This is a genomic window from Streptomyces cyaneus, from assembly GCF_004028635.1.
GTDB classification, from domain to species: Bacteria; Actinomycetota; Actinomycetes; order Streptomycetales; family Streptomycetaceae; genus Streptomyces; species Streptomyces cyaneus.
In genome coordinates this window covers 172652-194194 of record NZ_RQJW01000003.1, presented here as the reverse complement: position 1 = coordinate 194194, position 21543 = coordinate 172652, and the positions used below count along the sequence as shown (strand labels likewise).

Below are 21543 nucleotides of genomic sequence, written 5' to 3'. Positions count from 1 at the left end.
CGCCCTGCCTTCCGCCCCCTCCATGTCACCACTTGTGGGCGTACGGCTCCCGGCTCCGGTGCGGCTGTCGGCCGCCGACAGGGGCAGCGAACGAGACATCGGCGCCGGGCTGTTGCTCGACGGCGCTGCTCGCACCGAACCGCCGGGCCGCGCCGGACCGGCCCCGTTCACCCTCTCCGAGGACCAGGAGCGGGTCGAACATCACCACCACTCCGGCCAGCACGAGGAAGACCATCGGCCCCAGGAGCATCGGCAGCAGCAGCGAGGTGGGCGAGTCACCGGCCCACGACCCGCCGGTCGTGTCGTGCAGATGCACACTCACGGCGGCCATACCCGTGTAGTGCATCCCGGAGACGGCCACACCCATGATCAGGCTGGCCCCGAGGCTGGTCAGAAAACCCCGGATGGTGACGGCCGCCCACAGTGCGGCGGTCGCGGCGACGATCGCGATCAGAACGGAGAGCCCCACGGCGAACGCGTCGTACCGGATGCTGCCGTCGAGGCGCAGCGCGGCCATGCCCAAATAGTGCATGGCGGCCACGCCGAGCCCGGTGATGACGCCCGCGCCGGTCAGCGCCCCCTTGCCCGCGCCCAGATAGCCCACGATGAACACGCCGATGCCGACGACGACGATCGCCACGGTGAGACTGAGGACGGTCAGGCCCGCGTCGTAACGGATCCGGGTCTCCTCGACCTCGAATCCGATCATGGCGATGAAGTGCATCGTCCAGATGCCGCAGCCGATCGACGCGGCGCCGAGCGCCAGCCAACCCGGCTTCCACGACTGTCCGTCGAGCAGGGACCGGACAATGCACCGAAGTCCCAACGCCCCTCCCAGGCAGGCCATCAGATAGGCCGCCACCGGGGTCACCGCTCCATAGCGGAACCCGTCAACCGTGCCTTGCATACGCCAACTCCCCCCAGAGTTGTGGCTGTTGTGAAAGGCAGGTGTACGCGTCAAGGGGGACATCAATCAAGCCTTTACCGCCGGTAGCAGTTGAACTCTGCATCACCTTGTTGAACTTCGGTCACTAAAAGGCGAGATTCAGCCAGTGAGGCGGACCAGGTGGTGTCGATCCTCAGGTGGTGCCGGGTCCGGGAATGTGGCACAGATGGTGTGGAGGCGCGGTCCGGTAGCCGAAGGGTCGGGACATGCGGAAACTGGCGATCATCGAGGCACCGTCCGTGCTCGGGCTGCGGCCGTCCGGCGTCCAGGAGCTGCCGGAGGCTCTGTTCGACGCCGGTCTGCTGGTCGGGCTCGATGCGGTACGCGCCGGCCGGGTCGAACCGTCGGCGTACGACCCGACGCGGGACGCCGACACCGGGATCCTCAACCCCCACGGCATCGCGGAGTACTCCGTCCGGCTGGCCGACGCGGTCGGGGGCGTCCTCGACGCCGGGCGTTTTCCCGTCGTCCTCGGCGGCGACTGCAGCATCCTGCTCGGCAACCTCCTCGCGCTGCGCCGCCGCGGACGCCATGGGCTGCTGTTCCTCGACGGCCACACCGACTTCTACCAGCCCCCGGCGGAGCCGGCCGGTGAGGTTGCCTCGATGGAACTCGCCCTGGCCACAGGCCGTGGCCCTCGGCTGCTCACCGACCTCGAAGGCCGTGGGCCCCTGCTGCGGGACGAGGACGTCGTAGCCTTCGGTTTCCGCGACGCCGCCGAGTCGGCCGAGGCCGGGATGCAGCCGCTCCCGGCCCACCTGCACGCGATCGACCTCGACGGCGTGCGCGCGACCGGCGCCACCACGGCAGCGCGCCAGGCGGTCGACCGACTCACCGACGGCACCGGCGCCGGATTCTGGGTCCACCTCGACGTCGACGTCCTGGACGACTCGCTCATGCCGGCCGTCGACTACCGCCAACCGGGCGGACTGACCTGGGAGGAACTGGAGGGCGTGCTGCATACGGCGCTGAGTGACCCGGGAGCCGTAGGGCTCGACGTCACGATCTTCAACCCCCGCCTCGACCCGGACGGCAGGATCGCCGCCCGACTCGCCGAGTGCCTGCGCCGGGGGCTGGCGGCACGGACCGATCACCTGCGTGACTGACCGTACCGCTGGGGCCGGGTACGCGCTGTCCGCACGTTCGTCCAAGCGTCGTCGATCTTTGTCCATGGGCAGATCCGCCACCGGGGACGAGGGTGGGGCCATGAGCGAATCAGGAGCCGGGGAGACGGACTTCCGCTTGCATGGGTCGCACGCGCGCACAACCGAACGGCGACGGATGCCCAGTGGACTGATCGCGCTGGCACTGGGCGGGTTCGGCATCGGGCTGACCGAGTTCCTGATCGCCGGGCTGCTGCCGCAGGTGGCGTCGAGTTTCGCGGTGTCCGAGGCGGCAGCGGGCCGGCTGATCTCCGGGTACGCCCTGAGTGTCGCGATCGGCGCCATCGCGCTGACCGCGGCCACGGCACGACTGCCCCGCAAGCCCGTCCTGGTCGGCCTGGTGGCGCTGTTCGTCATCGGCAACCTGCTGTCGGCCGTCGCACCGAGCTATCCGGTGATGCTGCTCGGCCGGATCGTCGCGGCGTTGTGCCACGGCTCCTTCTTCGGCATCGGCTCGCTGGTCGCTCGCAGTCTGGTCGCGGCGGACAAGAAGTCCCGCGCGGTGGCGGTCATGTTCGCCGGCCTGACGGTCGCGAACGTGCTGGGCGTGCCGTTCGGCGCGTGGGTGGGCGAGCGTTGGGGCTGGAGAGCGGCCTTCTGGGCGGTCACCGCGATCGGCGTCCTGGCGCTGGCCGCAATCGCCGCCCTCGTCCCCGGCCGGGCGGGCCGAGAAAAGCCGCCGACAGCGGCGACGAGCAGCTCACACCCCGTGCCGCCCAGCGACTTGCGGGCCCAGTTCCGTGCGTTCCGGTCCTGGCAGGTCTGGCTGACGCTGACGGCCACCGCGTTGAGCTACGGCGGCATGTTCGGTGCGTTCAGCTACATCGCCTACACGTTCACCGAGGTCGGCGGATTCTCACCGGCGGATGTCTCCTGGTTGCTGATGGTGTACGGCGTCGGCCTTGTCGTCGGGAACCTGATCGGCGGGCGAGCAGCCGACCGCGACCGTGACCGCGCCCTGGTCCACGCCCTGCTCGGACTCACCATCACCCTGGCCGCGTTCGGGCTGCTGGCCGACAGCGCCGTCGCGTCGGTGATCCTGGTGTTCCTGATGGGCCTCTTCGGCTTCGCCGGCGTGCCCGGCATGATCACTCGCGTCACCGATTACGCCCACGGGGCGGCGCTGGCCGCCAGTGCCAACGTGTCCGCGTCCAACCTCGGCAACGCCCTCGGCGCCTGGCTCGGGGGCGCGGCCATCACCGCGGGCCTCGGCTACACGGCGCCGCTGTACGTCGGTGCCGGTATCGTCCTGACCTCCGTCGCCGTCATGGCCGTAGCCGCACACCTGGCCAGATCACCGGCACACCAGTAGCCATCCCGGCGCCGTCGAGGAGCCGTCGATGACGGCCCAGAACCGATCACGCCCTGGGGCCGTACGAGAGTCCGTACCGGTGGCGTGCCGGGCCGGGCGGGGGCGGCGGGCGGGGTTACCGTCGGCGGCATGGACGGCGATCGCCGAGGGTGGCGCGAGTGTTTGCTCAGCGGGGCGGTGTTCGCCGTGTGCATGGCCGGCACCACACTGCCGACCCCCCTCTACCCCCTCTACCAGGAGAAGTTCGGGTTCTCCGAGCTGACGGTGACCATCGTGTACGCCGTGTACGCCTTCGGGGTCATCGGCGTGCTCCTGCTGGTGGGCAACGCCTCGGACGCGGTGGGAAGGCGCGCGGTCCTGCTGTGCGGCCTGGGCTTCGCGGCCGCGAGTGCCCTCTGCTTCCTGGGCGCCACCGGGCTGGGCTGGCTCTACGCGGGGCGGCTGCTGTCGGGGTTGTCCGCCGGCCTGTTCACCGGGGCCGCCACCGCGTACGTGATGGAGTTGGCGCCACCGGGCGGCGTCTCGCGGGCCACGTTCGTGGCTACGGCGGCCAACATGGGGGGACTGGGCTGCGGTCCACTGCTCGCCGGGGTGCTCGCCCAGTACGCCGACTGGCCGCTGTACCTGCCGTTCGTCGTGCACCTCGCCCTGGTGGCCGGCTCGGCCGCGGTCCTGCTGCGGCTTCCGGAGACGGTACGGGAGCGGTCGCCACTGAGCACCGTACGGCCGCAGCGGCCAGGCCTGCCCGCGCAGGTTCGGGCGGTGTTCGGGCCCGCGGCGATCGCCTCGTTCGTGGGGTTCGCGCTGTTCGGGGTGTTCACGTCGGTCAGCCCGGCGTTCCTCGCGGAGTCCCTCGACGTGGCCGACCACGCGGTGAGCGGGCTGGTGGTGGCGCTGGCCTTCTTCGCCTCGACCGCCGGACAACTGGCCGTCGGCAGGGTAGGGGTGGGGCGGTCGCTGCCGCTGGGCTGCGCCGGACTCCTCGCCGGGCTGGCGCTTCTCGCGGGGGCGCTGCGGTGGGACCTGATGGCGCTGGTGGTGGCGAGCGCGCTCGTCGGCGGGGGCGGGCAGGGACTGGCGTTCCGCGGCGCGCTGGCCGCCGTGGCCGAGGCATCTCCGGCGGACCGGCGCGCGGCAGTCATCTCGACGCTGTTCGTGGTGGCCTACGCGGGCATCTCGGTGCCGGTCATCGGCGTGGGGGTACTGACGGGCCCGATCGGCCTGGAGGGCGCGGGGCTGGTGTTCATCGCCTGCATGGCCGTCCTCGTCTCGACCGCGGCCGTCTACCTGGTACGGCGGCCGGTTCCGGCGAGAGCGTGAACGCCCCGCCCGAGGGTGAGCGAGGCCGGTAAGAGCAAGAGCAGACCAAAAGCAAAGGCAAGGAGGTGAACCACTCCTTGCCACTCTCAACGTATAACGCACCGGGGGCCTTGCGGCAAGACCCGGGTCGTGCCGCAGAATCGTCGGCCGAAGCCATTACCTGCGGAAATCAGGAATTCGCGAAGTGTGCGTAACATGGGGGTTTTCATGATCGACGTGATCGTGGTCGGCGGTGGCCCGACCGGCTTGATGCTGGCCGGTGAGCTGCGGCTGCACGGCGTGCACGTGGTCGTGCTGGAGAAGGAGACGGAGCCGGCCCCGTTCGTGCGGGCGCTCGGCCTGCACGTGCGCAGCATCGAGGTGATGGACCAGCGCGGGCTGCTGGAGCGGTTCCTCTCGCACGGAAAGCAGTACAAGGTCGGCGGTTTCTTCGCCGGCATCGACATGCCCTGGCCCGACCGGCTGGACACCGCACACGGCTACGTCCTCGGCATCCCGCAGACCACCACCGATCGCCTGCTGGCCGAACACGCCGTCGAGCTCGGCGCGGAGGTCCGGCGCGGCTGCGAGCTGGTCGGGCTGAGCCAGGACGAGGACGGGGTGAGCGCCGAACTGGCCGACGGCACTCGGTTGCGCTCGCGCTATCTCGTCGGCTGCGACGGCGGCCGCAGCACGGTGCGCAAGCTGCTCGGTGTCGGCTTTCCCGGTGAACCCACCAAGGTCGAGACGCTGCTGGGCGCGATGGAGGTGGGCGTGCCGCCGGAGACGGTGACCGCCGTGGTGGCCGAAGTCCGCAAGACCCAGAAGCGGTTCGGCCTGGGGCCCATGGGGGACGGGGTGTACCGCGTCGTCGTACCCGCCGACGGGGTGACCGAGGACCGCTCGGTCGCGCCGACCCTGGAGGAGTTCAGGACACAGCTCCGGGCGGTCGCCGGCACCGACTTCGGCGTGCACTCACCGCGCTGGCTCTCCCGATTCGGCGACGCCACCCGGCAGGCCGAGCGCTACCGGATCGGCCGGGTGCTGCTGGCCGGCGACGCGGCGCACATCCATCCGCCGACCGGCGGACAGGGGCTCAACCTCGGCATCCAGGACGCGTTCAACCTCGGCTGGAAACTGGCCGCCGAGGTGGCCGGCTGGGCCCCGGAGGGGCTGCTGGACAGCTACCACACCGAACGGCATGCGGTGGCCGCCGACGTGCTGAACAACACCCGCGCCCAGATGGAGCTGCTGTCCACCGAGCCGGGGCCGCAGTCACTGCGCCGGCTGCTGGCGCAGCTGATGGACTTCGAGGACGTGAACCGCTACCTGATCGAGAAGATCACCGCGATCGGAGTCCGCTACGACTTCGGCGACGGCCATGAACTGCTGGGCCGGCGCCTGCGGGACATCACGCTGAAGCGCGGTCGCCTCTACGAGCTGATGCACGGCGGCCGCGGACTGCTGCTCGACCGGACCGGCCGGCTCTCGGTGTCGGGCTGGGCGGACCGGGTCGACCATGTCGTCGACGTCAGCGAGGAACTGGACCCGCCCGCGGTACTGCTGCGGCCGGACGGCCACGTGGCGTGGGTCGGCGAAGACCAGCAGGACCTGCTCAGCCGGCTGCCCAAGTGGTTCGGAGCCCCCGTCAGCTGATCGAGCATCTGTGGCGCCCCGCCGACACGGGGCGCCACAGGGGGGACGCTTGCCGCCTGCTGCAGCATCGTCAGGCGTCGTACTCGTCCGGGGAGACGCAGTGCGGGGCCGCCGGCATGCAGGCGTCGGGCAGGTTCGCCCTGGTCGTCATCTCTGATCTCTCAGCTGCGCTCTTTCGCAACGTCACCTGAGCACACCAGAGGGGATCGATACTCAGAACGTCCGCTTCAGCAGATCGAGCAGCGCCGCCCAGTGCCGTTCGTCCGCCTCGGGGTTGTACGCGGAGGTGTCGGCCTGCGTGAACCCGTGGCCCGCACCCGGATAGACCTCGCAGCGGTGCCGGACCCCCGCCTCGGTGAGCGCGTTCTCGAGGCGCTCGATCTGCTCGGCCGGCAGGGACGGGTCCTGGTCAGCATGGCCGAAGTACAGCTCGGCGGTGATCTGCTCGGCCACCAGGTGCGGGCTGTCCGGCGCTTCCGTGGCCAGCCGTCCGCCGTGGAATCCGGCCGCCGCCGCGACCCGGTCCGGGAACGTGCCCGCGGTGAGCAGGGAGAGCCGCGCGCCCATGCAGTAGCCGGTCAGCGCCACCGGGCCGTCGGCGGCCACGGGGCAGTTGGCCAGCCAGCGCAGAAACACGTCGGCGTCCCGCATCGCGAGTTCGGGTGTCAGCGCCTGCATGATCGGCATGATGCTCTCGAAGATCTCCGGCCGGGCCCCGGGATCGATGAACTCCGGCAACTCGACCACCGGAGCGCGCCCATGACGGTAGAACACGTTCGGTACCAGCACCGTGTACCCGGCCTCGGCGAGGCGGTCCGCCATCTCCCTGAGCCGGGGCCGCAGACCGAAGGCGTCCATGTAGAGCAGGACCGCCGGACGGGGTTCCCCGTCAGCGGGATGGGCCAGATAGGCGTCGACGATGCCGTCCTCGGTGGCGATGTCGACGTCGGTTCCCTGTACGGCGGTCATGGCGGGGACATGCCTCTCTGCGTGGGGCGTAGGCGAGGGCCGGCCCGCGGGAGGGGCCGGGTCGAGATCATCGTGGCATGCAAGCCGGCGCACGCCGCGATCACCCCCCGCCTCGCCCCGTCTCACTCGAACCTGGACGTGTCGCCCGCTCCCTTCCGTACGATCTCGGCCTCACCGCCGGAGAAGTCGATCACCGTCGTCGGCTCGGTGCCGCAGTCCCCGGAGTCGACCACCGCGTCCAGCACATGGTCGAGCCGGTCCTTGATCTCCCAGCCCTGGGTCATCGGCTCGTCCTCGTCGGGCAGCAGCAGCGTGCTGGACAGCAGCGGCTCCCCGAGCTCGGCGAGCAGCGCCTGGGTGACGACATGGGCGGGGATGCGCACGCCGACCGTCTTCTTCTTCGGATGCTGGAGCATGCGCGGCACCTCCTTCGTCGCGGGCAGGATGAAGGTGTAGCTGCCGGGCGTCGATGCCTTGATCGCGCGGAACACGTCCTTGTCCACCAGCACGAACTGGCCGAGCTGCGCGAAGTCCTGGCAGACGAGGGTGAAATGGTGCCGGTCGTCCAGTCGGCGAATGGTCCGGATCCGGTCGATGCCGTCACGGCTGCCCAGTCGGCAGCCCAGCGCATAACAGGAGTCCGTCGGATACGCGATGAGCGCACCGGAGCGGACGCTGTCGGCGACCTGGGAGATGGTGCGCGGCTGGGGGTTGTCGGGGTGCACGTCGAAGTACTTCGCCATTCGCCGAGCCTATGCCCTCGATGCCCGGCAGCCGCGCAGGCCGGGGCACTCGGGTTCCTCGCGGCCGTCGGACGAGCGCGCCGCCGACCCATCGCCCCGCCGCCCCGCCGCCCCGCCGCCCCGGTCTCGCCGTGACCGCCCACGACCGCCGCCGCTCTCAATCCGCTGTACGCACCGAATCCCGGATCACGAGCTGCGTGCTCAACACGACGTGGTTGTCGGAGGCGAAGCCGACCTCTCGGTCCAGGGCGAGCCGTACGGCGGTGCGGCCCAGTTCCTCGTACGGGACACGGACCGTGGTGAGGGCCGGGGTGAGGTCGGCGGCGAACGGGACGTCGTCGAAGCCGACCAGGGAGACGTCGTGCGGTACGCGCAGACCGGCCTCGCGCAGGGCGGCCAGGGCCCCCAGTCCGACCACGTCGGACCCCGCGAAGACCGCCGTGAACTCGACTCCCGTGCGCAGCGCTTCCCGTGTCCGCAGGTAGCCCGACTTCCGGGTGTAGTCCCCGGTGGTGTCCAACTCCTCGAGGTACGGCGCGCCATGGGCGCGCAGGGCGTCCTGATGGCCGAGGTGGCGTTCCTCCGCGCTGCTGAAGCCGGGAGCGCCGCCGAGGAAGAGGACGCGCCGGTGACCGGCCGTCAGCAGGTGCGCGGTGGCCTGGAAGGCGCCGCCTCGGTTGTCGTAGTCCACGACCGTGGCCGGCACGCCCGCCGGCAGCGGGGGCCGGCCGCACAGCACCAGCCGGGATCCCGCGGAGTCCAGCGCCTTGGCGTAGCCGGCCATACGGCGGTGGTAGGCGTCGTCCGTCACGGTGCCGCCGACGAGGACGACCGCCGCGGCGTGCTGTTCCCGCATGAGCTGGACGAGGTCGTCCTCCCGCTTGGTGTCACCCTTGGTGGAGCAGACCAGGCTGAGGCGGCCTCGGCCGCCGGCCTCCTCTTCCACTCCCGCAGCCACGTGGGCGAGGGAGGGGCCGGTGATGTCGTGCATGACGAGGGCGATGGGGCCGGCGACACGTCCGGAGAGCGCCTTGGCGTGGACGTTCACGACGTAGTGGAGGGAGTCGACGGCGGCCATGACCCGCTGCCTGGTCTCCGCGGACACGGGGTAGTTGCCCGCCAGCGTCCGGGAAACGGTTGCTACCGAGACACCTGCCTTAGCGGCGACGTCGCGGATCGTGCTCGGCCTGTCGGTCGGCCTCCCCCTGCGCTTCGCCTTCTTCGCTCCCGGGGTGGCGGGTGGCCCCTTTTCCTCGTCCGTCACGGCTCCGACGTTACTGCACCGGCTCGGTCGTATTGAGCCCTGCCGATCAGAGAGGTACTCTCTAGTAGGGCGGTAAACGTTTTCTCTCCTCTGAGCCGGTGACGCTGTGCCTGCTGCCGGGGGTCAGCTCGGCTTCAGGACGACCGCCTGGCCGCCAGCCGGGGCCATGGCCATGCTCAGCGTGGTCTCCGAGGTGACGGTCCGGGTACTGACCACGACCGGGGTTCGGTACGGGCTGGTGCCCGGGGTGCCGTCGGCGTAGACGGTCGCGGTGTAGGTTCCGCTGCCCAGGAACGACAGGGGGATCGACAGGGTCCGGGACGTCTCGTTGGTCATGGCCCCGAGGTACCAGGTGTCGCCACCCCGGCGGGCGACCGCCACGTACTCGCCGATCGACCCGGCCAGGGTCCGGCTCTCGTCCCACGTCGTGGGGATGGCGTTGAACCAGGGCAGTCCCGGCCAGTTCGCGGGGTTGGAGTACTTGGACGGCTTGTCGTACCAGAAGAGGAAGTTGAGGGGCTGGTAGTACACCGCGGCCATCGCCATCTGATGGGCGTTGGTCGTCTTGTCGCGTGACTGGCCGTAGCAGATGGTGTAGTCCATCGGGCCGCCGATGTTGCGGGCGAAGGGCAGCGTCACGTTGTGCGTGGCCGTCGGGAACTGCTCATTGCCCCGGACGCCTTCCAGGCTGATGTAGTTCGGGTACGTGCGCTCGTAGCCGAACGGTCGGACGTCGTCGTGCATGTCGATCAGCAGCCGGTACTTGGCGGCCGCCTTGGCCCAGTCCGTGATCTGGTCGGTCATCGTCTGGGTGCCGTCGTTGATGAAGCCGAGCTTGATGCCCGCGACGCCCCAGCTCTTGTAGAGGCCGAAGAGTGAGTCCGCGTCGGTCAGCGCGAGCCGGTTGACGTAGAGGAAGACGCCGATGCCCTTGCTCGTGGCGTACGAGATGACGGACGGCAGGTCGATGGCGGCGATCGGCTTGGTCGCGTCGGGGGTGCTGAACTCGGGGCCGTACCAGCCGGCGTCGTACTCGATGTACTCCAGGCCCCGGGCCGCGGCGAAGTCGACGCCCGCGAGGCCCGCGGCGGTGCTGAGCTCGCAGCGGAAGACCTTGCCCGGCTTGATCCACGAGGTGTCGGTCAGCGCGCTGGGCGGGGCCAGGTTGAGGACCAGTTCCGCGTTGTCGACGAGTTCGGCGTGGGTGGATCCGATCACCAGCGCGCGCCACGGTGTGGCGAACGGGGTGGTGACCGTGCTGGTCGTCTCGACCGGGCCGGTGCCACGGGCGGTGTGCTCCATCAGGAAGGCGGACAGGGCACCCGGCTGTCCGTCGACCGAACTGAGCATCAGACGCGGGAAGTTCAGCCGCGAGGACTCGCAGATGCAGGCGATGAGCCCGTCGGCGAGGGTGGCGGTGAGCGGCAGGTCGGTCAGGGGGCCGTTGTCCGTGGTGGAGGTCCCGGTGAGCGGTATGGAGCCCGGCGCCACCGGGAGGTAGGCGTTCTCGTCACGGGCGCTGTAGACGGTGGTGCCGTCGGGGAAGACGAAGGTCGTCAACTCGTCGGCGATGGTGGCGGTGCCCTTGTCGAGCAGGACGTAGCGCAGCGCGACACCGGTCTTGTAGGCGCGGATCTGGACGCTGAAGTGGATCCCCGAGGCGGTGTCCCGCAGGTTCCAGCGCTGCTCCTGGTACAGGTCGGTGACGGTGGCGTTGCGCCCGTACACCGGTGTCCAGGTGGTGCGGGTGGTCCAGTGCTGGTTCCGGGTCACCGTCACATCACTGCCGAGGACGGTCCCGTCGCTCAGCCTCAGCCCCAGCACGGACGTGTCGATCACCGTCTTGCCGTTGTGCCGGGCGGACCACCGCAGCGCTCCGTCCACCACCGACATCGTGATGGCGTTGCCGCCCATCCGCGCGGTCACGCCGGCCGCGTCCCCCAGGACGGCCGCGTCGTCCGCCGCGTAGGCCGGCCCCGCGGCGCCGATGCCCGCCGCGGCCAGACCGGCGGTGACGGCCGTGCCCTTGAGCATCCCCCGGCGCGACAGTGCCACCGGGCTGCCGGCTCTGTCCGGCGTGGGCTCTTCCCGGTCCTGTGCAGTTCTCATCGTGCTGGGGACCTCTCCCTTGAGGGCCGCGTCGGTGCGCGGCTCGATCCGAGTGAAAAGAGGCGTTCAGTAAACGTTTTCTGCTGGGGAATGTTGTACGCGCCGACGCAGGGTGGGTCAAGACCTGCCGCCCGGCTTCGACACCGCAAGTCGGGGGATGGCCGCCGCGATCCTGGGAACCCGTCCCCGACGCCCACGTCGGCGTACCGCAAAGCAAAGGTGAGGTAACGTCCCGAGCGGTACGTCGTGGATGAAGTGCAGGACGAGGTGAAGGCCGACGTGGCTGGCAGAGAGGACGGGGTCCGTCAGGCGGGGGTGAGGGGCGCCGACGCCTCGGCTTGGGCGCAGGAGTTGCTGGACCACCTGCGGCCCACCGGGCAGGACGTCCCACGGGTCGTCGCCTGGCTCGCGGACGCCGTACAGGGGACCGCTTCGCTGCAGGACGACACCGGAACGCTCCTCGGCGGTACGCGGGCGCCCCTGGATGAGCACCTCGTCGCGGCCGTCACCGCCGGCCGTATCGCCTCCGCGGCCTGGGAGGGCCAGGGCCGACACCTGCGCATGGTCAGGGTGGCGTACCCGAACCGGCCGTCCGCCGGCGTCCTCGCGGTGTCGCGCGAGACGCCCTTCGACCGGCGCACCTCCGACATCGTCACGCACACCGTCCAGGTGATCGAACTCCTGCTCAAGGCGAGCGAGATGACCGCCGCCGGACGCCGGCTCGAGAGGGCGACGTCCGATCTGCGCCTGGCGATCCTGCAGTTGCTGATGGTGGAGGACACCGTCTCCGCACGCCGGGTGGCCGCGGGACTGTGGCCCGGCCTGCTCGACACCGACACCGCCTGCGTCTACGTCGTCGAGGGCACCGCCGAGGACCGGGACCGGTTGGCCGGGGAGTGCATCGACGCGACGGGCGAGCGGGCGCTGGTCGTACTCTGCCCGGCGGTGGACGAGCACGTGATCGTCGTGACGCCCGGCGAGGCCGAGGCCCGGGAACTGCGCTCACTGATCGGCCCACGCCCGCGCACCTTCATCGGCGGCAGCGCCCGGCAGAGCCTGGCCCGCACCGCCACCGCTTACGGCCAGGCCGTCAGCGCCCTCGCCGTCGCGCACTTCCGCCCGGACAAGGCCGCGGTCTACGCCGAACGCACCCACCCCGAGCGCCTGACCGACCCGGCGGCACTGCGCGGCTGGACGGCCCATCTGCTGCACCCGCTCGACACCCTGCCGCACCACACCCGCGCCGAACTGCTCGCCACCACCCGGCTGGGCCTGGAGTTCACCGCGGTGAACGCGGCCAAGGTGCTGGGCGTCAGCCGCAACACGGTCCGTGCCCGTATGGAACGCGTGGAAGCCCTGCTGCGCACGGACTTCGCGGACCTGACCGCCCGTGCCGTGGTCCACCTGGCACTCAACAGCCAGGTGAGCCTGGCGGGCACACCGGCCGACACCGGCTCCTCGGAAGCGGCCCACGCCTCGCTGTACGACCTGCTGTCCGGGCCCGCCATGCGCACCTGGGCGCAGGAACTCCTCGCCCGCCTGGAGCAGGACACCCGCGACCTGCGGCGCACCCTGCGCACCTGGATCGCCGAGGGCGGCAACGCCGAACGAGCCGCGCAGACCCTCGGCGTCCACGCCCAGACCGTCCGCGAGCACGTGCGCAGCGCGGAACCCGTCCTCGAACGGCAACTCCTCGCCGGCGGCAGCGATCTGTACGAGGTCGTGCTCGCCCATCTCGCCGTGGGCGACCTGGATCAGCCGGCCCTGCACGGGGCCAAACCGGGCCTTCCGGACTCACCTGTGCACAGGTGAGCCCTGCGGGCGCCGTAGCGGGCATCGACGCGATACCCAATCCCTGCGCGTAGACGTAAGTTCGACTCGCCGCGGGGGCACGACCGGAACGGGGGACCGGTCGCGTCCCCGTTTCCGGCCGTTCAGGCCCGCAACCGCACCGGAATCTCCTGCCAGCCGAACGCGATGAACGACGGCACCTGGCGCAACTCGTCCTCACCGACGGCAAGTCGCAGGTCCGGGAAGCGGTCGAAGAGCGTGGGCAGCGCCGTCAGGGCCTCCACGCGAGCGAGCGGGGCGCCGATGCACCGGTGCACTCCGATCCCGAACGCCAGATGGTCGTCGGCGCCGCGCGTCGCGTCGAAGCTGTCCGCGTCCGGCCCGTAGCGCTCGGGATCCAGCCCCGCGGCGGCGTACGTCGTGATGATCGCGTCTCCGGCCGCGACGGTCACGTCCCCGACCTTGATGTCGCTGACGGCGAACCGCAGGGGGAGCGAGGCGATCGACGGGTGCACCCGCAGCGTCTCGTCGATCACGGCGTCCCAGCCGATCTCGCCGGACCGTACGGCGGTCAGCTGCTCGGGGTGGGTCAGCAGGGCGACGACCGCGTTGCCGATGAGATTGACGGTCGTCTCGAAGCCGGCGCCGATCACCAGCAGCAGCGTGTACAGCAACTCCTCGTCGCTGAGCCGGTCGCCGTCCTCGTCGCGCACCCGGATCAGCTCGGTCGTCAGATCGTCCCCGGGGTGCTCGCTGCGGTGGGCGATCAGCGCCCCCAGTACCGCACCGATCTGCTGCTGCACGAACGCGGCGTGCTCCGGACTGGGGTCGGAGGTGTCCATGATGGCCGCGATGAGCGCCCCGGTGTCCTCCCGCAACTCCTCGGGCACACCGAACAGTTCGCAGATCATCCGCATGGGGAGGGGGTGCGCGAATGCGGCCTTCAGATCGACCACCGCGCCGTCCTCGCCGAGCGGAATGAGCGGAGCGAGCGCATCGACCGCGTCGAGCGAGTCGAGCAACTCCGTGGTGATCGCCTCCACCCGCGGCCGCATCATCTCCGTACGCCGCTGCGTGAAGCTCGGCGCGACCAGCCTGCGCAGCCGCGTGTGGTCGGCGCCGTACGTGGAGAGCATGTTGACCACGCCGACCCAGCCCAGGATCCAGCCCCAGGAGGGGTGTTCGGCGATCTCGGGCCACAGCCTCCAGTGCTGTCGCGGGTCCTTGCTGACCTGCGGATCGAGGATGAGCTCCTTGAGGGTGTCGTAGCCCGTGGGCGCCCATGCGGGGATGCCGCCGGGCAGCTCCACGGGCACGATCGGGCCGAGGGCGCGCAGCCGGGCGCTCTCGCCGGGGATGTCGGCGCCGAACGGGTCGATGGCGATGCGGTCGATACGGTCGGACACGGTCACGACGGAACTCCTGGCTGGTCGGGGGAGCGGGGGCTGAACCGGACGGGCAGGGAGGTCAGGGAGCGGTGGAAGGGGCCGGGGCGCCAGGTCAGGCGCTCGCGGGGCCGGACCGGCTCCAGGTCGGGAAGCCACTGGGTGAGCCGTTCGATCGCCTCGGTGGCGATGAGCAGCGTGTGCTGCCGGACCGGGCAGGCGTGCGGGCCCGCCGACCAGGACAGGTGCGAGGCGTCCTTGGGGTGACGGCCGCTGGTGACCTCCTGCTCGGCGAAGTGCGCGAGCGCCCCGTAGGAGACGACCACCGGCACCGCGGCCCTGATCCACGTGCCGTGGAAGGACACGGGGCTGCGGGCGTAGTGGATGCCGTAGTTCGCCAGCGGTGTCTCGTGATGCAGCACCTCCACCACCGCGTCCATCACGGGCCGCGCCCCGCTGGTGAGAGTGGAGTAGTAGAGCGGGTTGCCCAGGATCCGGGACAGGGCGTTCGACACCAGGTTCGCGGTCGGCTCGTGCCCGGCGCCGAGGGTGAGGAAGACCTGCCAGGTGACCTCCTCGGGGGTCAGCCCCGCCGGGTGGTCCAGCAGCCGGCTCGGCAGGTCCTCGCCCCGCCGCTCGGCCTTGGCGGCGATCAGCTCCAGCACGTAGCCGCCGAACTCCGCCTCGCCCTCGGCCGCTTCGGCGCCGCCCTCCATCATCTTGCCCAACGCCCCGTCGAGCCTCTCGCTCTGACTGTCCGGCAGTCCGAAGAGGTTGTTGAACACCAGCGCCATCAGCGGCCGCGCGAACTCGCCCACCAGATCGGCCTCGCCCTTCGGCCCGAACCGGCCCACCAGCACCCGCACCGCCCGGTGCACCCGCGCCCGCAGGTCGTGCGGCTCGATCTGGTCGAACGTGTCGATCAGCGAGGTGCGGTACCGGACATGGGCCGCGCCGTCGGCGAACAGCGTGTTGGGCCGCCAGCGCATCATGCCCAGGATCGGCGAGTCGTCGGCGACCGTCGACTCCCATGGCCGTGGGTCGTGCGAGAACGTGTCCGTGTCGTGCAGCAGATCCAGCGCCGCCCGCCGGTCGGTGACGACGTACGCCGGTACGCCCGGCGCCAACTCCGCCCAGCCGACCGGGCCCTGGGCGCGCAGGGCCTCGTAGTAGCGGTATGGATCCAGCGCGAAGTCGTCCTCCCACAGGCGCACGGGCGCCGAGCGGGTGAAGGCCTGCCGGTCGGGGGAGTGGGTGGTCACCGGTCGTCCTCCGGAGCGTTGCGGTCGATCAGGTGCTGGACCAGCGCGAGCAGCGCGTCGACGGACGAGTCGGCGTCCCGCGCGTCACACGTCACCATCGGCGTGTCCGCGTCCAGGTCCAGGGCGGTGCGCAGCTGTTCCTCGGTGTAGTGGCGGGGCGCGTCCGGAAAGGGGTTGAAAGCGACGGCGTACGGCAGCCCCGACTCCTCCACCAGCCCCAGCACGTCGAACGACGCATCGATGCGACGGCTGTCGACCAGGACCAGGGCGCCCAGCGCGCCGTAGGCGATGTCGTCCCACAGCGCCCGGAACCGCTGCTGCCCGGGCGTGCCGAACAGATACAGCACGACCCCGCCCGGCAGGCTGATCCGGCCGAAGTCGACGGCGACGGTGGTCGTCGACTTGTCCCGCACCCCGGCGAGATCGTCCACCTGCGCGGACGCCTCGCTGAGCGGCTCCTCGGTGTGCAGCGGCCGGATCTCCGAGACCGAGTCGATCAGCGTCGTCTTGCCCACACCGAAAGGACCGGCGACCAGGATCTTGACCAGGTCGCGGGCGGTGTCGGGCAGGTGGATGCCGCCGCCCGCGTCGGAGGTCTCACCAACTTCCCGGACAGTACGGCTAGTTGTGCTTGAGGGCGCGAAGGCCATCGGCCACTCTCTTCAGCAGGTCGGGGTCGAAGCGTCCGGCGGGTGGGATCGGCGCACGGGCCAGCACCAGGTCCCGGTCGATGAGTTCGGCCGCCAGGACGCGCACCGCGGACACCGGCAACCGCAGCAGCGCCGCGGCCTCCACCACCGTCAGTGAACCGTCGTCCAGGGCGTCCAGCAGGGCGAGTTGGGCGGCGGGCAGACCGGCGGGGGCGGGTGTGCCGGCGCCGGTCAGGACCGACAGCCGCTCCAGGTGGGGACGGCTGGGCCGGGCCACGCCGCCGGTCGACAGATACGCGGGAACCAGGGGGCGGCCGCCACGGCGGCCGGTCATGCCGGAGCGCCGCCGTCGGCACCTCGGGGCGCGGCGGCCATCGCCTTCTCGCCCATCCGGGCCACCTGCGAGTGCACCCGGTGCGCGAGCAGGTCAAGGCGCACCTCCTCGTCCCCGTAGGCGGCCACGCACGTGCCGTGGTCCGTCGGCACGATCAGCACGTAACCGTGGTCCGACTCGATGACGACCTGCCGCACCTCGGCCCGTTCCCGGTCGGCGAACGCGGCCGCCGCGGTACGGCAGGCTCCCTGCACGGTGCTGGTGATCGCAGCCACCCGCTCGGCCGAGGGCCGCGTGAGCGCGTCCGTGTACCCGGTCACCAGTCCGTCCCGCGTGAGCAGCACGGCGGCCACCACGTGCGGCACCTGCAGGATCGGTTCGAGCACCCACGCCGTGTCTCCCGCATCGCGGCTGGTCATCGAGCCGTTCCCCCTTCATCGTCGGTCTGATCGGTGTCGTTCGCCGCGGCTTCGGCCCGCTGCTGCGCCGCCCCCGCAGTCTCCGGTACGGCGGCCCCCGGTACGGCGGTGGAGGCGTCGCCGGTGCTTTCGTCGGCCGCGGACCGTGCGGCGGCGGTACCGGCCTGCAGCGCACCCAGCGCGGCGGCGGCCCGCTCCGGGCGGCGTACCGCAGTCCGCGCTGCGGGCACGTCGTTCGCCGCGGCGGCCACCCTCGAACGGCGCCGGCGCTGCGGCAGACCGCCGGCGTCTCGCGGAGCGTGATGCCCGGATACGGCGTCGGAGGCGTCGTCGTCGTGCTCGGCCCCGTATCCGTGTGAGGTGCTGGACGCCTCGCCCCGCGAGTCGGCGGACGCCTCGTCCCGGGAGGCTGTGCGGGTGGAGCGCGGCGCGCTCGCCGCGGGGGGTCGCTCGTCGGGGTCGATGGTGCTGAGCAGATGGCTGTCGACCCGCAGCACCGCCCGCACCCCGCCGTACGGCGACGGCGACGACACATCCACGCTCAGGTCGAACTGCCTGGTCAGCTGTCCGATCGCGGCGTGCCCCATGCGCGGCGGATCGCCGAGCTCGGTGAGGAGAATCGGCTCGGAGCCCGCCACCAACCGCTGCGCGCGGGCGCGTTCGTCCTGGGTCATGCCCAGGCCGGCGTCGTCGACGGTGACGCAGACGCCGTGATGGACGTGCTCCAGATTGACCACGACATCCGTGTCCGGCGCGGAGTGCCGCAGGGCGTTGTCGAGGAGTTCGGCGACGATGATCGCGACCGGCTCCACGGCGTGCGACACGAGCCCGGTCCCGGATGCCAGGTGGTTGTGGACCCGGACCCGGTGGTAGCCCACGAGCCGCGCCTGACCGCCGGTCACCGCGTCCACCAGATGCGACTCCTCGCGGGCCAGCCCGACCCAGGCCCCGCACACCACGGCGGCGACCTGCGCCCGCCGCAGCGACTGCTCGTTCTCGTGGTCCAGTTGGAACAGGGTCTGCGTCAACTCCGGGTCGTCGTACTTCTGTTGAAGCCCGCGCAGCGCGTCCTGCAGCCGGTACAGACCCGCCTGGATCTCGCGTGTCGCCCCGCGCATACCGGCCTGCGCGGCCGCGTCGATCCGGGTGCGCTGCGCGGCCAGCTCGGTCTGCATCCCGGCCAGCACCTGCTCCAGCGCGTGTCCCAGCGGTGCCCCCGCCGTCTGCGGATGCAGCGGACCCGGCACCGCGACGTGGGGATGCGCCGGCTGCCGGGCGGCGGCCGGGAGGCGCCGCGCCGCCAGATGCTCCACCTCGGCCGTGAACGCCTCCAGCACGCCCTCGAGTTGGCGGCGTAACGCGGCGTTCTCGGCGCGCTGCCTGGCCTGTTGTCGCTGTGCACGCAGCAGCCCGCCGCCCAGGGCGAGTGCGGACAGCATGCCGACGGCGAGCCCGCCGGTCGCCAGGTCCGGTATTTCGATCATCGAGTCGGTTCCCAGGGGGTCGGTTCGGGGGCAGTCGGGCAGGGCTCGTTCCGAGGCCTTGCGGCGAGGCGCTCGGAGCACAGTACACACCGTCATCGACCGATCTCGCACGGTCGATCGATACTTCGCTTCGAAAGCGCCCGGGCTCTGCTCGCTTCTGCGTCGACTGTCTGAATTGCCGTACAACATGGGGGAGTTGGTGTGGATGCCCGCCTCCAGCGGTGTCGGGTGTGTGCCGGTTCGGGCGGTGGGTACTCGGCGAGGCCAGGAACGACAACGCCGGAGGAGGCCAGAATGACCAGTGGCACGGAAACCGGCCGTGTGACCGGTACGCCGGACAAGGACTACAACCTGATCTGGTACGTGGAGGCATGCCTGAGCAACGCGCTGCGGCTGGAGACCTACATCGAGGACGCGGAGCGCGGCAAGGACACCGAGGTGGCCGACCTGTTCCGCAAGGCCCAGGCGGACAGCCGCAAGGGTGCCGAGCTGGGCAAGACACTTCTGAGCAGGCGGCTGAACGGCGGCTGATCCGTACGGCGGCCGACCAAGCCCTCCCGTAGGGTCAACCCCTCCCGCAGGGCCCGGACACTGACGAAACGGAGGTGTCCGGGCTTTCGTCCGTGCGGGGCGCGGTGGGGGACGCGTGGAGGGCCGTCACTTCTTCAACTACCTGTTGGACACATAGGGTTTACTTTCGTTCGGCCCGTCGCACCGAACGGGCTTGCTAGGGTGCTACTCGCCGGTAGCAAGTCGTATGGGGGGCGCGAGGGGTGGGCGGACCGCGCCACAGCTCCTCGGCGGGTCGTCGAGACGGAAGGTCTGGCAAGGGGGCCGGGCCGACCGAGGCGTCTGCGCGTTGTCATCACGCGCCCCTCGAACTCCAGTTCCTCACCCACTGATCCAGACAGGTGTGACTCGCCACATGGTTCGTTCCCTGGTCGATCTGCTGACCACGCACGCCTCGCACCATCCCGACCGAACCGCCTACCGCTACCTGGTCACCGGCGACTGCGACGGCGAGATACAGGAGATCTCGTACGGCCGTCTCACCCAACGGTCCCGGGCCGTGGCGGCCTGGCTGCAGGAGCGCGGACTGGCCGGCAGCCGCGCCATGCTGCTCTACCCGCCCGGCCCGGAGTTCATCTGCGGCTACCTCGGCTGCCTCGCCGCCGGTGTCGTCGCCGTACCGGGCGTCCCGCCGCAGGGCCGCGCGCAGAACCACCGTGCCCTGACCCGGATGAAGCGGCTCATCGCCGACGCCGACGCCAAGGTGATCCTGGGCGGCCGCGAGGTGATCACGGCCCTGTCCGGCATGGTGGAGCACTTGCCCGACCTGGCCGACATCACCCTCGTCGTCACCGAGGACATCCCCGACGAGGCGGCCGCCTCCTGGCGTGAGCCGCACCTCACCGCCGACTCGGTGGCCTTCCTCCAGTACACCTCCGGTTCCACCTCCGTCCCGCGCGGCGTGATGGTCACCCACGGAAATCTGCTGGACAACGAGCGGGTCATCACCGAGCGCATGGGCCACACGCCGGACGCCATCGCGGAGTACGGGCACGAGATGTTCGTCAGCTGGCTGCCCGTCTACCACGACATGGGTCTCATAGGCCCCGTACTCAACACGGTCTACCTGGGCGTGACCGCCACCCTCTTCTCCCCGCTGCACTTCCTCCAGCAGCCCCGACGCTGGCTGAGCGCGATCGACCGCTACCGCCCGCACACGAGCGGCGGCCCCAACTTCGCCTACGAGCTCTGCCTCAAGCACGCCGGCCCCGACCTCCTCGACCGCCTGGACCTCAGCAGCTGGAAGGTCGCCTTCAACGGCGCCGAACCGGTCCGCGCCGCCACCCTGCGACGCTTCACCGACACCTTCGCCCCGGCCGGCTTCCGCCGCGAAGCCCTCTACCCCTGCTACGGCCTGGCCGAAGCCACCCTGATGGTCACCGGCAGCACGGTCGGCACCCCGCCCACCCTCCTCCAGGCCCCCGAGAACGGCCCGCACGCCGGCCAGGCCGACGCGGCGGCCGTCAGCTCCGGACGCCCCGGACCCGACGTCACCGTCGCCATCGCCGACCCCGAGCGGCACGAGGAGCTGCCCGAGGGCGAGGTCGGCGAGATCTGGGTGCGCGGCGCGAGCGTAGCCAAGGGCTACTGGCGCAACGCCCTGGCCACCCGCGAGACCTTCCGCGCCACCTTGACCGGCCACGAAGGCCGCTTCCTGCGCACCGGCGACCTCGGATTCCTGCGCGACGGCGAGCTGTTCGTCACCGGCCGCCTCAAGGACCTCATCGTCATCGACGGACGCAACCACTACCCGCAGGACCTGGAACTGACCGCCGAGATGGCCCACCCGGCCCTGCGGCCGGGCTGCACCGCAGCGTTCTCCGTGGACAGGGGAGATGCCGATCGCGGAGACGGCGGCGGGGGAGGCGCGGGAGTCGGGTCGGACTTGAGCTTGTTCGGCGAGCAGCCCGTCATCGTCGCCGAGATCGCCCCCGACTCGGCAGGCGAGGCGGAGAAGATCATCGACGTCGTCCGCAGTGCGATCGGCGAGGCCCATGGTCTGGCGGTGCGTGACGTCGTCCTGGTGCGGCCGGGCACGATCCCCAAGACGTCCAGCGGCAAGATCCAGCGCCACGCCTCCCGGGCGGCCTACCTGGACGGCGTCCTCGCCGTGATCGACGCGCTCGCCCTGAGCTGACACCGCCCGGTTCACCGTCGTACGGCGATCTCCCTTGCCCGAATCCATGA

The 21543-nt window shown here is 71.0% G+C and carries 18 protein-coding genes; 7 read left to right on the top strand and 11 right to left on the bottom strand.

Going from position 1 to position 21543, the window contains the following annotated elements; genetic code table 11:
* Positions 1 to 25: 25 nt before the first annotated feature.
* Positions 26 to 907, bottom strand: coding sequence for an MHYT domain-containing protein (locus EHO50_RS10070; protein ID WP_128429543.1), 882 nt, complete (start codon positions 905 to 907; stop codon positions 26 to 28).
* 245 nt (positions 908 to 1152) lie between these two features.
* Here EHO50_RS10070 and EHO50_RS10065 point away from each other — a divergent pair, with 245 nt between their 5' ends.
* From EHO50_RS10065 to rox, 4 genes are all read left to right on the top strand, one after another.
* Positions 1153 to 2052 (top strand): arginase family protein, encoded by a 900-nt coding sequence (locus EHO50_RS10065; protein ID WP_128429542.1) that lies wholly within the window; start codon positions 1153 to 1155, stop codon positions 2050 to 2052.
* Between the two features lie 175 nt (positions 2053 to 2227).
* Positions 2228 to 3421: an MFS transporter gene (locus EHO50_RS10060; protein WP_128429541.1), complete on the top strand. Its 1194-nt coding sequence runs from the start codon at positions 2228 to 2230 to the stop codon at positions 3419 to 3421.
* Between the two features lie 129 nt (positions 3422 to 3550).
* Positions 3551 to 4741: an MFS transporter gene (locus EHO50_RS10055; protein ID WP_128429540.1), complete on the top strand. Its 1191-nt coding sequence runs from the start codon at positions 3551 to 3553 to the stop codon at positions 4739 to 4741.
* 207 nt (positions 4742 to 4948) lie between these two features.
* The gene (gene rox, locus EHO50_RS10050; RefSeq protein ID WP_128429539.1) at positions 4949 to 6376 is read left to right on the top strand and encodes a rifampin monooxygenase; all 1428 of its coding nucleotides are present in this window, start codon (positions 4949 to 4951) and stop codon (positions 6374 to 6376) included.
* 213 nt (positions 6377 to 6589) lie between these two features.
* On the opposite strand, the gene EHO50_RS10045 is transcribed toward rox, so the two are convergent.
* The 4 genes from EHO50_RS10045 to EHO50_RS10030 form a co-directional block, all read right to left on the bottom strand.
* Positions 6590 to 7345: a dienelactone hydrolase family protein gene (locus tag EHO50_RS10045; RefSeq protein WP_128429538.1), complete on the bottom strand. Its 756-nt coding sequence runs from the start codon at positions 7343 to 7345 to the stop codon at positions 6590 to 6592.
* Positions 7346 to 7467: 122 nt separating this feature from the next.
* The gene (locus EHO50_RS10040; protein WP_030054015.1) at positions 7468 to 8088 is read right to left on the bottom strand and encodes an L-threonylcarbamoyladenylate synthase; all 621 of its coding nucleotides are present in this window, start codon (positions 8086 to 8088) and stop codon (positions 7468 to 7470) included.
* A gap of 157 nt (positions 8089 to 8245) precedes the next feature.
* Positions 8246 to 9352 carry a LacI family DNA-binding transcriptional regulator gene (locus EHO50_RS10035; protein ID WP_128429537.1) on the bottom strand — a complete coding sequence of 369 codons (1107 nt, stop codon included), beginning with the start codon at positions 9350 to 9352 and terminating at the stop codon, positions 8246 to 8248.
* A 123-nt stretch (positions 9353 to 9475) separates the two neighbouring features.
* Complete coding sequence (locus EHO50_RS10030; protein WP_128429536.1) at positions 9476 to 11461, bottom strand: glycoside hydrolase family 97 protein; 1986 nt, start codon at positions 11459 to 11461, stop codon at positions 9476 to 9478.
* 279 nt (positions 11462 to 11740) lie between these two features.
* Between EHO50_RS10030 and EHO50_RS10025 the strand changes: the two genes are divergently transcribed.
* Entirely contained in the window at positions 11741 to 13273 is a 1533-nt protein-coding gene (locus EHO50_RS10025; protein WP_128429535.1) for a helix-turn-helix domain-containing protein, read from the top strand.
* 122 nt (positions 13274 to 13395) lie between these two features.
* Here the strand turns inward: EHO50_RS10025 and EHO50_RS10020 are convergent, their stop codons facing one another.
* Genes EHO50_RS10020 through EHO50_RS09995 form a run of 6 tightly spaced genes read right to left on the bottom strand, consistent with a single transcriptional unit; the run spans position 13396 to position 18786 of the window.
* Complete coding sequence (locus EHO50_RS10020) at positions 13396 to 14664, bottom strand: cytochrome P450 family protein (protein ID WP_181449590.1); 1269 nt, start codon at positions 14662 to 14664, stop codon at positions 13396 to 13398.
* The gene (locus EHO50_RS10015) at positions 14661 to 15899 is read right to left on the bottom strand and encodes a cytochrome P450 family protein (protein ID WP_128429534.1); all 1239 of its coding nucleotides are present in this window, start codon (positions 15897 to 15899) and stop codon (positions 14661 to 14663) included. Before EHO50_RS10015 ends, EHO50_RS10020 begins: the two co-directional genes overlap by 4 nt.
* Positions 15896 to 16549, bottom strand: a complete 654-nt coding sequence (locus EHO50_RS10010; protein ID WP_128429533.1) for a GTP-binding protein — start codon at positions 16547 to 16549, stop codon at positions 15896 to 15898. Before EHO50_RS10010 ends, EHO50_RS10015 begins: the two co-directional genes overlap by 4 nt.
* Positions 16521 to 16883: a DUF742 domain-containing protein gene (locus tag EHO50_RS10005; RefSeq protein WP_128429532.1), complete on the bottom strand. Its 363-nt coding sequence runs from the start codon at positions 16881 to 16883 to the stop codon at positions 16521 to 16523. The genes EHO50_RS10010 and EHO50_RS10005 overlap by 29 nt, the downstream gene beginning before the upstream one ends.
* Entirely contained in the window at positions 16880 to 17302 is a 423-nt protein-coding gene (locus EHO50_RS10000) for a roadblock/LC7 domain-containing protein (RefSeq protein WP_128429531.1), read from the bottom strand. Before EHO50_RS10000 ends, EHO50_RS10005 begins: the two co-directional genes overlap by 4 nt.
* Positions 17299 to 18786 carry an ATP-binding protein gene (locus EHO50_RS09995; RefSeq protein WP_128429530.1) on the bottom strand — a complete coding sequence of 496 codons (1488 nt, stop codon included), beginning with the start codon at positions 18784 to 18786 and terminating at the stop codon, positions 17299 to 17301. Before EHO50_RS09995 ends, EHO50_RS10000 begins: the two co-directional genes overlap by 4 nt.
* Positions 18787 to 19080: 294 nt before the next feature.
* Here EHO50_RS09995 and EHO50_RS09990 point away from each other — a divergent pair, with 294 nt between their 5' ends.
* Together EHO50_RS09990 and EHO50_RS09985 are read left to right on the top strand one after the other, a co-directional pair.
* A complete protein-coding gene (locus EHO50_RS09990) occupies positions 19081 to 19317 on the top strand; it encodes a hypothetical protein (RefSeq protein ID WP_128429529.1) in 237 nt (78 codons plus the stop codon).
* 394 nt (positions 19318 to 19711) lie between these two features.
* Entirely contained in the window at positions 19712 to 21493 is a 1782-nt protein-coding gene (locus EHO50_RS09985) for a fatty acyl-AMP ligase (RefSeq protein WP_128429528.1), read from the top strand.
* The last annotated feature ends 50 nt before the right edge of the window (positions 21494 to 21543 follow it).